We start from the raw sequence: 12909 nt of genomic DNA, 5'->3' as shown, positions 1-12909 counted from the left end.
TAACTTATTAAACCAACATCCAATGATGACTCTTGCAAAAGGAAATCTTATCTTGAAAAAAAGCATTTGAAAAATAAACTTTTATAGCGTGCACCAGAAAGATTGACTAAACTAGAGAAAACTGAACTTATAGAAGTACATCTTATCGAAGGCAAAAAAAACCCGGAAAATCCTTTAGAAAACAACTCAAGCTGAATTGCGTCCGGCATTAATAATTCCAAATGAGCAACGCACTACGAGTTTTTCATAAATTTTCTTTTCTTCTTCAGAAAGCGACTCCTCCCGCAGAGTAGCTAAGGCATACTGCTGAATACTTAATAAAGGCAGAACAATACGCTCACGAATACGAATGGATTGTCGGTCTACCGGATTGTTGGTCATTAATTTTTCAGTTTCTGAAACACGCAATACATATTTACGCGTGCGCAGGAATTCATCATGAATTTTATGCCATATTTCTCCGTATTTGGGGTGATTTGATAGATAAGAGGTCAGCGAAAAACAACTCTTTTTCATTGACATCTCGCAATTATCCATAAGGGTTCTGAAATAAAGAGAATATCTATAGAGCTGCCGAAGCTCTGACCATCGGCCTGCTTTATCAAGTACTTCCAAAGCTATACCTACTCCGTAAAATCCAGGCACATTTTGTTTAATCTGACTCCAGGCGCCTACGTAAGGCACGGCTCGTAAATTTTCCAGATTCAGCGCCGCGGAAACATCCCTTTTAGAAGGGCGACTACCTATATTTGCTGCAGAATAATAACGCAAAGGACTTATCTCATTAAGATAATCTATAAATAAAGGATGCTCTTTAAGCTCGCAAAAAGCTCGATAACTTTCATCTGCCAAATCTTGAAATAATTTTTTGGAATCACCTGAGAGCAGCTCCTGGGGAGACGGACGCAAAGCGTCAATCATACCGGCATGCATAAGATGTTCTATATTGTATTGCGCAGCGTCTATAGTTCCAAAATTCGAACTAATAGTTTGCCCCTGCACAGTGAGTTGGATTTCTTTATTAGCTATACTATGTCCCATAGAAGCGTAAAATTGATGTGTCTTGCCCCCGCCTCGGGAAGGCGGTCCTCCCCTGCCATCAAAAAAAATCACTTCTACATCATATTTTTTGGAGATTTTCGTAAGGGCTTCTTTAGCCTTATAAATGCTCCAGTTGGCCATAAGATAACCTCCATCTTTAGTTCCATCTGAAAAACCCAACATAATCGTTTGCTTATTATCGCGTCTTTTAATATGCTCGCGATATATAAAATTTTGATAAAGGGTCTTCATCACCAAAGCCGCATGCTTTAAATCATCAATAGTTTCAAAAAGAGGAATGATGTCTAAAGTAAGTTCATCGGGTTTCCAGTTGCTCATCAGAAATAACGCATATACTTCTAAAACATTTAAAGCACTGGTAGTATGGCTGATAATATAGCGGTGACAAGCCCTTTGACCACCTGCTTGCTGAATACGCAGAATTATATGAATGGTTTCAAGGGTATCGCGATGCAAATCATCTTGCAAAAGCTCAGGATTAACAAAATTATTTATTTTCAGGAGAGCTGTCATTTTTTCAGTTTCGGAGAGCTCTCTATAATTAACAGGAAGAATATCAGTACGCAAAGCAACAGCTTCTATTAAAGCCGTATGAATTGAACTGTCCTGGCGTATGTCTACAGAGGCGAAGTAAAGTCCAAACCATCTGATCTTTACGATAAGTTCCTCAATAAGCCCTACAAATAGTCCATCATGTTGATCAATTAAAGTAGCGCGTATATCACAAAGCAAATTACACAATTCTTTTTCAAAATCAGGCGGAATGCTTTGTGAAACAAAAAGTTGATGGTATAATTTTAGTTCAAGCTGAGCGATCTGCTCTTCGACATAAGGAAAAGTAAGACGACGTTTCATTTGTCTTACCTCTTTATAATAACACCTTATAATGCTGCGCTGAAGTGCTTGAGCCACCTTATAGGTAGTGTCAGCTCTGACAAAAGGATTGCCATCTCTGTCCCCTCCGGGCCAAAAGCCCATACAAATTGGTGCATTATGTTCTAAAGGGAAAACTCGTGGGAAACGACGACGAAGCTGAGAAATAATGCGCCCTGCCGTCTGGTAAAATACATTCTCCAAATACCATATTAAACTAATTGCTTCATCATAGGGTGTGGGCTTATTCCTCTTTAAAAAGGGAGTTTTACCAAGCTGTTGTAAATACATATTTACTTGCGCCGTATGGCCTTTTTCAAGCGCCTTAGAAAGATCATTGATAATGGCTAATACTTTACCAGGATAAAATTGCGTAGGGTGTGCCGTAAGCACCAGCCGCACTGTAAAGTCTTTAATTTTTGCAGAGAACTCTTTCTGATTACGAACTCTGCTCATCTCATACTGCAAATGCCGTAAAGTACCTCCTCCTTGCATATCATGGGTTTTAGAAAAGGCCGCGTCTTCTAAAGCATCAAAGAGCACTATCTGTCTTTCGGTATATTGAATGAAACGAAAAAGAAGATCGATTTGTTGACGAGGTTTAGTATAAGTAGTGTATTGAGTGAAAAAACTGCGTATCATCTCTTGAGGACTACGGTTATTCTTAATCCAGTCCTGAGAGTGAAGAGAAAAAAGAGATAAAAAAACGCCGGTTTTTTCTACCGGATCGAAAGGCAAAGAGGCAAAAAGGCTGTTATAAAGGTGAAACTTGGTATCTACCAGTTCTTTAAAAGCCTGGAAAGTATTATTTGAAAAAATATTAGAATCCATACTATATATGTGATATTCTTTATTATTGTCAAAATTTTAAAAACGTCACTCTTGATCTTAAAAATCAAAAACAGACGATAAAATAATGATTAACTCAAAATGGTTTTAACTCAGGTAATAAAATTTTCTACCAATTCCTTTGCTCTGGATAAAACTTCCAAAAGATCGTCGTTTATTAAGACTTTATCAAAAACCTTTGCATAAGTTATTTCACTTTCAGCTTTCTGTAAACGCACTTGAAAATCTTCATATGCTTCACTAGATCTTATATGCAAGCGCCTTGCCAGCTCTTTTAATGAAGGTGGCTGTACAAAAATAGCTAAAGATTGCGTGGGATACAGGTTTTTTAAATTTAATCCACCTTGAACATCTATATCAAAAACAACATGTCGATCTTGTAACCATAGACGCTCGATTTCACTTTTTAAAGTGCCGTAAAAACGCCCTGGATATACCTCTTCCCATTCAGCGAAATCACCTTGACTTATCTTATTTTGAAAGAGCTCAAGAGATAAAAAGTAATAGTCTTTTCCATCAATTTCATTTTGACGAGGGGTCCGCGTGGTGCATGAAATCGAAAAGCCGAGAGAATCAGGCATCGCTTGAAGCAAGCGATGTACTATGCTTGTTTTTCCAGCTCCCGAGGGAGCTGAAAAAATAATAATTTTCCCGTTTCTCATTAGAGAATATTAACTAATTGCTCTCGGATTTTTTCCAGCTCTTCCTTCATCAAAACTACAGATTTATGAATTTCGATATGCTGGGATTTTACACCAAGTGTATTAATCTCACGAGAGATTTCCTGAGCTATAAAACCCAGTTTCCTTCCCTGAGATTTCTCCTGAGTTACTACCTGAGCAAAGTATTCACAATGTTTTCTTAAACGAATACGCTCTTCTGTGATATCTATCTTTTCAAGATAAAGCAATAATTCTTGCTCGAGGCGAATCGGATCCGCAGAAATATTTTGATTATTAAATTGTTTTTCTATTTTTTCTCGAATGAGCGCTTTACGTTCTTTTTCAAAAGGAATTATCTGATCAAGAAGTTGCAGTATATTTTGAACACGATGAGTAAAATCATTACTTAAAAATTTTCCTTCTTCTTTGCGAACCTCTCCTACAGAGATAAGTGTATCTTGAAAAAGACTTTCTATGGAAAGCCACTCTTTCTCATCAGGTGCTTCTGCAGAAGCGATTAAGGCGTCAGGCATCTTCATCGCAAGAGAAAAATAGCGTATTTCCTTAAATCCAGGAACTATAGTCTTAATAATCTGCATATAGGAACGTATAAGATCAGCATCCAAGGAGTACCTCTGGGAGGATCTTATGGATTGTAAGTGAAGACTTATTTCAATTTTACCTCTGATGAGGAATTCGCTTGTTTTTTTACGCAAAGTCCATTCTTTATCATGATAAATGGCAGGTAAACGAAAACTCATATCTAGATATTTGCTATTGAGCGTTCTGATCTCGATAGTGACCTTCTTGTCGAAAAGTTCTTTTTCCATCCGGCTAAATCCGGTCATAGACTCAGTCATGAGTAAAAAGATTCAAAATACAGATTTTTGCGATTAAAGATATCAGCATGTTTTATCATTAATGAAGAGGCAATATTTAAAGCAAAAATATTATAAATTCTAAAACAGCCTTTGTTATTCATAATCAATTAAAAATTTGCGCTAAAAAGATGAGAAAATCATTAAAAAAAGCTAAAAATTCATTCATTGAAAAATAATTTCTGATATTTGTGAGAAGTGAAAAATACTCTTATGAAAATTGCCGTTATCGGAGCTACAGGTATGGTAGGTCGTGTAATGCTAAAGGTGCTGGAAGAGCGAAATTTTCCGGTAAAACAGTTGATCCCTATAGCCTCAAAACGATCTTTAGGTCAGGAAATATCGTTTAAAGGAAATAAATATCCACTCATTGATCTGAACGGAGCCATTGCCCTCCGTCCTGATATTGCTTTATTTTCAGCCGGAGGGGACATTTCTAAAGAGTGGGCGCCTAGATTTGCCGAAGTGGGCGCAACGGTCATAGATAATTCCTCGGCTTGGCGTATGGATCCCTCTAAGAAACTTATCGTACCGGAAATCAACGCACATAAGCTCACGACAAAAGATAAAATCATCGCCAATCCCAATTGTTCTACCATACAACTAGTCATGGCGCTCAACCCTCTGCATAAGAGATACGGTATACAACGTGTACTTATATCCACCTACCAATCGATTACAGGGACGGGTAAAAAAGCCGTTGATCAGCTGAACGCGGAAATACAAGGAGTAAGTTGTGAACGCATTTATCCACATCCTATCCATCAAAACGCGCTTCCTCAATGCGATTCTTTTGAAGAAAACGGATACACTAAAGAAGAGCTTAAATTAATGCGTGAACCCAAAAAGATCATGGGCGTTGACCATATGACGCTAAGCGCTACAGCGGTTCGCATTCCTGTTATCGGAGGGCATTCAGAGAGTGTTAATATTACATTTGAGAGAGATTTTGAACTGGTAGAACTGCGCGAGATACTTAGAAACGCTCCCGGGTTAATCGTGCAAGATGACCCAAGAAATAACTATTATCCTATGCCTGTTTACGCCCATGGCAAAAATGAGGTGTTTGTAGGAAGATTACGTAGAGATTTTTCACAAGAAAGAAGCTTACAGCTATGGATAGTAGCGGATAACTTACGGAAAGGCGCCGCGACAAACGCTGTGCAAATTGCAGAATATTTATTGGAGCATGAGTTGGTTTTAAAAAAAAATGAAATCTCAAATTCATTTTCCGAAAGCCAAATCACCGGCATCGCCTAAACCCGGAACGATATAACTCTTATCATTAAGTTCTTCATCTATCGAAGCAACCCAAAGTTTGGTTTTTTCGGGCAGATGTTTTCTTATGTAGTCGATATCCGGGTGTGCTGCTACCACCAAAACCAGATGAAGAGAATGCAGTGTGCCATATTTTTGTAAAGTCTTATAAACATTTATCAAACTCTCACCTGCTGCAGGCATAGGATCTAAGATGATTACTATTTTCCTTCTAAAGAAGATGTAGCGAGGATAATCCACAACGATTTCAAAACTCTTAGCATTCTGTTTATACTGGCGGAAAAAAGAGATAAAAGCGGTCTCTGCCTGATGAAAATCTTAAAAGACCTGTATGTAGGAGAAGGCCCGCGCGGAGAATGATACATAGAAAAGGTTGTTGAGTTAATATATCCATCGATTTTATACCCAGAGGGGTAGAGACGTTTTTCGGAAAAAAATTCAAGGATTTGCTCAGTTCATATCCCAAAATAGTACCAATATTTTCGAGATTTTCATGAAAGACCCTATAGTCCTTCTCCAATTGAACATCCCGAAGTTCTGCAATGCGATGATTTAATATCGAAGCTTGTTTACTGAAGTCTTTAATAATTATACGTTAAAATATTTATACTCTCCCATTATGGGAAAGATGCTCTTTGAGATAATAAAATATAAAGATACAAAAAGACAAAGTTTCTCTTCGACTTAAGAATAGCATCTTCTAAAAATGAATATCTCCAGCGAGAAAAATCCAAGAACTAAAAATCTTTTAAAGCCCCAGAAAAAACCCAGCTTACGCAGGGGGCAAAATATAATTATTGTCGAAGACTCAAGGAAAATTGAAAAAACTTTACAAGGATATACACCAAAAGAGCTTTTCCTTTGCAAGGAAATTTTCCAGGAGAGAACTATCTCAGAGAGATTTCCTATGATTACTAAAATTAGCAGAAATACTTTTAAAAATAGCCTACCGCAAAAGCAGCGGAGGTGTAGTAGGGCTTTCTCATCGACGTAACCTTAGCCTGGAAAGGCTAAACGTAATCGAGAGGCTAATTTATTACTTATTCCTTGAGGATATCGAAACCCCGGAACGGGGTGCCATTCTTCGAAGCACGCAAGCCGTTGCCGTAGAGGAGGGTGATTCTTTGTGATTTTAAAACCGAATATCTTTCACCCTAATGTAATTCGGGCAAACCTCGGAACCAATATTCACTCAAAAAATCGTGACTGCCAACGCATCAAAGCTAGTTCTCTGGCTGAGAAGAACGAAAAATATAACTGATAGCAAGCGTACTAAAAAATTCCATGAACTTATACGATAGTGATTTACGATTTGGAGTTGATCTGATTATGACGGCAGAATCTTACGATATCTCGGAAAATATAATAAAGGTAGCTGATGTTTTTTTAAAATTCCGATGCAGGGGGGGAATAGACTCGCTAAATGTGAGAAATGCTACGGCTATCATATTATTGAAGCTCTACGACAAAAACTAGAATTTAATAAAAAATCATGACAGCATATTGGTCTACTAAGAGTTTCGCGGAACTTTGCAAAAAGGAACTTTACGAATTATTGCAACTCAGGCAGAAAAATTTTTATCGTTGAACAAAAATGCACTTATCCAGATGCCAATAGAAAAGACTTTAACGCCCTGTGCAGCTAGGACGTCAGGAATCAAAACTCATTGCTTATGCCCATATTCTAGCATCCGGTGGCATTTATAAACTTAATTAAAGAATCTTTTTGGTAATCGAGGCTATTTTTAAAATCCCATGCATTCGCGCACAGCAATATCTGGAAATTTTTTATAAAAGGAATAGATTTTCTAGTGTAGGGTAACCTTATCTCGAAGATGGCATTGTGTATAAGGATAAGCTCCTATCCAGAACTCAAAGCATCTAAGTATGCTATTGTAAAGGAAGCGCACAAGATAAGTTTTATTTCTAGGAAATAAAATCAAGAGGTAGTTTTCCCTTCTTCCCTTAAAGTAGCTCTTTTTATGAGCATATTTTCCTATGTATAAAGCTATATTATGAGGATTGATAGGCGTGATGACTTACAAGTGCCATTTTTTCCATCGGTTTTTCTCAAGTGATATTTTTTTAAGCTTTCCATTTGAGATTGCCTCGAGATCAGCAGGCGCTGTGATATAAATATACATGCCCTCATAAGGTTTTTCACTTTGGTGGTCTCTACAAGGTCACTATATGCGCTCCTATACTCTGACGACCGGCCACACTAATCCATGGACGCTTATATATCATCATATTTCCAGATAAAACCGCCCTTCCGGGGAGGATTAACGATCTCTTGAGGCTCTGAACATGAAAATAGAGAGTGAATTCAAGGACTTGACCGATATGAACTTCAGATCAGGGTTTTTAAAGGAATACGAAGACCCCTCTCACAGAGGAAAATAGATTTTTCTATAAGCTTTTACGCTATCAATCTGCAAACGAATTACATTACTCCCTGAAGAGTTGTTGATTCATCGGATCTACTCTAAGAGGTTATAGTGCAAGGGTTAGCAGTTCTTCAAAAGCTTTAATCTTAGATCTTAGAAAAGAGATATACTCTTGATAGTGGATAATGGTTTGTCTTTTTGTTTGTGGAGATTCCCACAGATTTGACTTGAGATGATTATGAGCGCTCATCTAAAAAGGCGAACATATTATTTAAATCATCATGCATACTACACCAGGGCTTTCATAATTTTGAATGGACGAAAAGCCGTTACATAAAATTTTAAATGAAACTTTGCATTGCTCTGTATTCTCTTTTTTCATTTCTAGATCTCTCTGAAACTTTTCATCTTCTTGAGAACCCATAGCTAATAAAGCATCAACAATAAACGTTCTTTTTTGAGTTCCTTCAAAAAAGCAAGCTTGCTCGGAAAAACACCAGTAATATAAACGCTTTTATTTCTGTAAAACTCCTTTATGCTTTCAAGATTCGCTCCGAAATGCTTTATATGTGTATCAAGAGATAATTTTAGCCACTTTACATGCTTGTTAAATTTCTTTTCGTTCTCATGAAATTTTATTCTAAGATCTTTTTCTTCTTGATTCATATGGCTTTAAGTGTGGTGCTTTTTCATTTAGAGCGACGCGTTAATCTTCTTCAAAGAAAGAAAAAACCTTTTTTACTAATGAAGAGTTAAATCGTGAAAAATTAAATAAGCTTTAATTGAATTTTAAATAAAAAAACGGTCAGATATTATCCTGGAATTCCTGTTACAGCTGAGCTTTATCATTGGGGATGATTTCGCTAAAATTTCCCTAAAGCCATATGGGGTTTTAAATATCATTTTAGGTGTTTGATTTTATTTAATCATAGAGCGAATACCAATGTCAACGGTGTCCAAAATATTTTAATGACAGAGAATGCTACAACTTTCCTGTGGAGGAATTGATGCAGTTGAGATCCTTCGTAAAAGCAGAAATCCACTGGGGAGTCGCTAAGCTCTCTAGGTACGGAAGAAATACTCTTCTTCTAAGATAGAGAGGATGTCAATTTCGTCAGGTGTTTTTAAAGGCTGGCTTCTAAAACTTTCGCTCCGGGGGCAGAAATAAAATGTACTTCATCTACAAAGGCCGGTAAGAGCAAGGTGTCACCTATTTTTAACTTTTCGGTAGTGGTGGAGGTTTTAATTTCCAGATTTCCTTCCACCACGATGAATACCCTGAAGGTTTCTTTAGGTTCGTATTTTTTTTTAATCTTTCCATGAAATGATAAAATTTTTATTTTAAAATAAGACGTATCGATAATTTTTGAGAATAAGTTCTCTTTAATTTTATAAGGTGTGTCATAGCGATTATATAAGGAAAAATCGATGGCATCAAGAGCCAATTCCGTATGAAGCTCCCGTATTTGACCGTTTTTATCTTTACGGTTGTAATCATAAATACGATAGGTAATATCCGATCTCTGCTGAATTTCAACCAGTAATACCCCTGCGCCTATAGCGTGTATGCGACCTGCGGGCAAATAGTATACTTGCCCTTTTTGTACTTTTACTTTATTAAGTACTTCTTCTTTTTCTGATGAAGTTAATTTTCGGTAGTTCTCTTTTGAAATGTTCTCTTTAAAACCTACGATCAATTCAGCCGATTCCTCAGTGTGCATAATGTACCACATTTCATTCTTTCCAAAGGAATTGTGTCGTTGTTTTGCCAGCTTATCATCAGGATGCACTTGTATGGAGAGTTTTTCGTGCGCATCGATGAACTTTATTAACAGCGGGAATTGATTCCCAAAGCGTTCATAAACTTTTTCTCCCAGTAATTCCTCTTTATAAAGAGTAATAAGTTCTTTTAAATGCCTACCGGCTAAAGATCCATTAGTTACTACACTTAAGTAGCTCTGAACATCTGAAATCTCCCAGCTCTCTCCAATATTCCCAGAAGGGATCGGCTTTTTTAAAAGTTTGCGCAGTTGATCTCCGCCCCATATTCTGTATTGGAAAAAGGGCTCAAAGCGAAGCGGGTAGAGGTTTTTTTGCATAATTTTTGTTCTGAAGACGTAAAATTAAATGAATTCTTTTCAGATCTTAGGGCTTTAAAAAATATAAAGCGGACTCAATTTTATAACTTTGTCCTTTATTTTATTGCGCATGAATGAACAAATAAATAGCGCTTTTGATGAGGAACATTCACATTTTTCCTCTAATTACGATACACCTTTGCGAAAAGATGCTTTTGAAATCGTGGATCAGGAGAAAATCGAGCGCATAGAATCTCATTTTCGTGAGATTATGGAAATATTAGGACTAGACCTTAACGATGACAGTTTGCATAATACCCCCAGGCGAGTGGCTAAGATGTTTGTAAAGGACATTTTCTCGGGTCTTCATCCTGAGAGTTTTCCGCGATCTTCCACCTTTGAGAACAAATATAAGTACAACCAGATGCTTGTGGAGAAAAATATCGTAGTGTATTCTACCTGCGAGCATCATTTTTTACCCATCGTGGGTCGCGCGCATGTAGGTTATATTTCTAACGGCAAAGTGATCGGCCTTTCAAAAATCAACCGTATCGTTGATTATTACGCGAGAAGACCTCAGGTGCAAGAGCGTTTGACCATGCAAATCGTTCGTTCCATGCAGAAAATGCTAGGAACTCAAGATGTGGCTTGCGTCATCGACGCCAAACATCTTTGCGTAAACTCACGCGGCATTCGCGATATCGAAAGCAGCACCGTAACGGCTGAACTTGAGGGAGTGTTTAAAGCCGACGCGAACACCCGAAGGGAATTCTTGCATTATACCGGGGCAAGCGCATCGATCGGCTTGTAGAGAATAAATGATTTAAGTAATTTTCTCTGAATAAAATATGCAAAATCAGCCGGCTCATCAGGAAATAAAAATATACAATTCTCTTAGTGGACAAAAGGAAGTTTTTACACCTGTAGTGAAGAGATCCGTAGGGATATATACCTGTGGTCCGACAGTTTATAATTGGGTACATCTGGGAAATTGCCGTACTTTTATTTCTTTCGATCTGGTAGTTCGCTATTTCAGACATTTAGGCTATAAGGTGCGTTATGTGCGCAATATCACCGATGTAGGTCACTTAGAAGATGAAGCAGGGGAGGGTGAGGATAAAATCTCGAAAAGAGCTCGTCTCGAGCGTCTCGAGCCTATGGAGCTCGTACAGAAATATACCCTTAATTTTCATGATATATTATTATCATTCAATACTGTGCCTCCTGATATAGAACCTACCGCTACAGGTCATATTTCAGAGCAGATTGAGACTATTAAAAAACTCATGGATCATGAGCTCGCTTATGAGTCAGGAGGTTCGGTCTATTTTGATCTGCAGGCTTACGCTCGGCTTGTTGATAATAATCCCGAGTATGAAAGCTATGGCGTTTTAAGCCATCGCAAGATGGAAGAACTTCTGGTGAATACGCGCGCTTTAAAAGGACAGCAGGAAAAAAAACACTCGCAGGATTTTGCTCTTTGGAAAAGAGCCTCCCCAGGGCATATTATGCGCTGGCCTTCTCCCTGGGGAGAGGGTTTTCCGGGCTGGCATATTGAATGTACCGCCATGAGCACGAAATATCTAGGGGAGGTTTTTGATATTCACGGGGGCGGTATGGATTTAAAATTTCCTCATCACGAATGTGAACTCGCGCAAGCGCAAGGAGCTTACGGAAAAAGTTCCGTAAACTATTGGATGCACACCAATATGCTTACCATTAACGGTCAGAAGATGAGCAAGTCAAGCGGCAATATGCTTTTGCCCTTCGATATCTTCACCGGTGAAAATCCTTTTCTTGAAAGGTCTTTTTCTTTTGAGGTTGTGCGTTTTTTTATGCTGCAGACCCATTACCGCAGTGTTTTAGATTTTTCAAACCGCGCGCTCGTCGCCGCCGAAAAAGGTTATAATCGACTTATGATGGCTTTCCTGGATCTGGAAAGGCTCTCGTCTTCAAAAAAAGAAGGTAAAACCTCTACCTTTGATGTGCAATCATGGAGAGAGAGTTGCTATGAAGCCATGAATGATGATTTCAACACCCCTCGCTTGATTGCCCATCTTTTTGAGATATACCCTTTAATGGAGGCGATTTCTGAAGGTAAAGCATCTTTAAGTTCCTCTGATCTGAATTTTTTGAAAACGACTGTGCAAAGTTTTTGTTCAGAGGTTTTAGGCTTGGAAAGCCCTTTAGTAAGATTAAAAAGATCCTTAAGTTTTGATATTAAAAAACATTTCTCCTCCATCAAGGTATCTTCAAAGATCTCTTATTCATTGAAAGAGCTTTCAGCAGAAGATTCTTCAACAAAATCCCCTTTATTAAATAGATTACCGCCTGATCCAGATAAATCCAAGGAATTGCTCAATATTCTCGTCAGAACACGTGAGAGAGCCCGCAGAAATAAAGACTGGTCGCTCTCAGATGAAATTCGAGATGAACTCTTAAAGCTCGGCTATACGCTCCGCGATAACCGAGACGGAACGACCTCCGTAAAGACTCAAGCTGATTCTCCCAATACTTTCAGAGCGGAATGAAATGTATTTTTCAGATCCTCTACAAGATCCTCTGTGTGTTCTATACCGCAGGAAATGTGTATGAGCGAGTCCTGAATGCCGGCAACTTTTCGGACGCTCTCTGGAGTGGTATTTATGTGTCATACTTTCTGGATGACAGATGAGGTTTTTGGTGTCTCCTAAGCTTTTTTCAAATTGAAACCCAAGCTATATCCTCCAAAGCGTTTTTGTTGCCGTGTGGCGATCTTATGGTTTTTATGCGTGGGTAGACCGGGATAGTAAAGCTTGTTAATGTAAAGTTTGTCAATGTAAGGGAGATTGAAGAAGATGTT

The 12909-nt window shown here is 38.1% G+C and carries 11 protein-coding genes and 1 pseudogene; 4 read left to right on the top strand and 8 right to left on the bottom strand.

Annotated elements, in window-relative coordinates; all coding sequences use genetic code 11:
* Positions 1-186 precede the first annotated feature (186 nt).
* The 3 genes from CS842_RS00915 to CS842_RS00905 all read right to left on the bottom strand — a co-directional run bounded on the left by CS842_RS00915 (position 187) and on the right by CS842_RS00905 (position 4306).
* Positions 187-2766, bottom strand: coding sequence for a phosphoenolpyruvate carboxylase (locus CS842_RS00915; protein WP_103326871.1), 2580 nt, complete (start codon positions 2764-2766; stop codon positions 187-189).
* Positions 2767-2876: 110 nt separating this feature from the next.
* Entirely contained in the window at positions 2877-3446 is a 570-nt protein-coding gene (gene gmk / locus CS842_RS00910) for a guanylate kinase (protein ID WP_103326869.1), read from the bottom strand.
* Positions 3446-4306: a YicC family protein gene (locus CS842_RS00905; protein ID WP_103326868.1), complete on the bottom strand. Its 861-nt coding sequence runs from the start codon at positions 4304-4306 to the stop codon at positions 3446-3448. The genes gmk and CS842_RS00905 overlap by 1 nt, the downstream gene beginning before the upstream one ends.
* 231 nt (positions 4307-4537) lie before the next feature.
* On the opposite strand from CS842_RS00905, the gene CS842_RS00900 reads away from it, so the two are divergent.
* Entirely contained in the window at positions 4538-5584 is a 1047-nt protein-coding gene (locus CS842_RS00900; RefSeq protein WP_103326865.1) for an aspartate-semialdehyde dehydrogenase, read from the top strand.
* Here the strand turns inward: CS842_RS00900 and CS842_RS07370 are convergent.
* Positions 5549-5848, bottom strand: a complete 300-nt coding sequence (locus tag CS842_RS07370; protein ID WP_346962745.1) for a uracil phosphoribosyltransferase — start codon at positions 5846-5848, stop codon at positions 5549-5551. The genes CS842_RS00900 and CS842_RS07370 overlap by 36 nt on opposite strands.
* Positions 5849-5870: 22 nt before the next feature.
* On the bottom strand, positions 5871-6122 hold the full coding sequence (locus CS842_RS07365; protein WP_265614239.1) for a type I phosphoribosyltransferase: 252 nt from the start codon (positions 6120-6122) through the stop codon (positions 5871-5873).
* Positions 6123-6886: 764 nt separating this feature from the next.
* On the opposite strand from CS842_RS07365, the gene CS842_RS00885 reads away from it, so the two are divergent.
* Positions 6887-7078 (top strand): RNA methyltransferase, encoded by a 192-nt coding sequence (locus tag CS842_RS00885; RefSeq protein ID WP_103326859.1) that lies wholly within the window; start codon positions 6887-6889, stop codon positions 7076-7078.
* A 1337-nt stretch (positions 7079-8415) separates the two neighbouring features.
* On the opposite strand, the gene CS842_RS00880 is transcribed toward CS842_RS00885, so the two are convergent.
* On the bottom strand, positions 8416-8655 hold the full coding sequence (locus CS842_RS00880) for a hypothetical protein (protein ID WP_103326858.1): 240 nt from the start codon (positions 8653-8655) through the stop codon (positions 8416-8418).
* Between the two features lie 458 nt (positions 8656-9113).
* Positions 9114-10088, bottom strand: coding sequence for a type I phosphomannose isomerase catalytic subunit (locus tag CS842_RS00875; RefSeq protein ID WP_103326856.1), 975 nt, complete (start codon positions 10086-10088; stop codon positions 9114-9116).
* A gap of 109 nt (positions 10089-10197) precedes the next feature.
* Here CS842_RS00875 and folE point away from each other — a divergent pair, with 109 nt between their 5' ends.
* Both folE and cysS read left to right on the top strand, forming a co-directional pair.
* The gene (folE, locus tag CS842_RS00870; protein WP_103327021.1) at positions 10198-10878 is read left to right on the top strand and encodes a GTP cyclohydrolase I FolE; all 681 of its coding nucleotides are present in this window, start codon (positions 10198-10200) and stop codon (positions 10876-10878) included.
* 37 nt (positions 10879-10915) lie between these two features.
* On the top strand, positions 10916-12598 hold the full coding sequence (gene cysS, locus CS842_RS00865; RefSeq protein ID WP_103326854.1) for a cysteine--tRNA ligase: 1683 nt from the start codon (positions 10916-10918) through the stop codon (positions 12596-12598).
* Here the strand turns inward: cysS and CS842_RS07360 are convergent.
* A pseudogene (locus tag CS842_RS07360) lies at positions 12562-12822 on the bottom strand (PLP-dependent transferase). The gene cysS and the pseudogene CS842_RS07360 overlap by 37 nt on opposite strands.
* Between the last annotated feature and the right edge of the window lie 87 nt (positions 12823-12909).

This window comes from Bacteroidetes bacterium endosymbiont of Geopemphigus sp. (genome assembly GCF_002904345.1).
GTDB lineage: Bacteria > Bacteroidota > Bacteroidia > Flavobacteriales > Blattabacteriaceae > GSPS2-BC2016.
This window is presented reverse-complemented; position numbering and strand designations above follow the sequence as displayed.

Excerpts from the sequence above, each read along its gene's own strand:
- CS842_RS00915 (WP_103326871.1), bottom strand. The coding sequence starts at position 2,766 with ATGGATTCTAATATTTTTTCAAATAATACTTTCCAGGCTTTTAAAGAA.
- gmk (WP_103326869.1), bottom strand. The coding sequence starts at position 3,446 with ATGAGAAACGGGAAAATTATTATTTTTTCAGCTCCCTCGGGAGCTGGA.
- CS842_RS00905 (WP_103326868.1), bottom strand. The coding sequence starts at position 4,306 with ATGACTGAGTCTATGACCGGATTTAGCCGGATGGAAAAAGAACTTTTC.
- CS842_RS00900 (WP_103326865.1), top strand. The coding sequence starts at position 4,538 with ATGAAAATTGCCGTTATCGGAGCTACAGGTATGGTAGGTCGTGTAATG.
- CS842_RS00885 (WP_103326859.1), top strand. The coding sequence starts at position 6,887 with ATGAACTTATACGATAGTGATTTACGATTTGGAGTTGATCTGATTATG.
- CS842_RS00880 (WP_103326858.1), bottom strand. The coding sequence starts at position 8,655 with ATGAATCAAGAAGAAAAAGATCTTAGAATAAAATTTCATGAGAACGAA.
- CS842_RS00875 (WP_103326856.1), bottom strand. The coding sequence starts at position 10,088 with ATGCAAAAAAACCTCTACCCGCTTCGCTTTGAGCCCTTTTTCCAATAC.
- folE (WP_103327021.1), top strand. The coding sequence starts at position 10,198 with ATGAATGAACAAATAAATAGCGCTTTTGATGAGGAACATTCACATTTT.
- cysS (WP_103326854.1), top strand. The coding sequence starts at position 10,916 with ATGCAAAATCAGCCGGCTCATCAGGAAATAAAAATATACAATTCTCTT.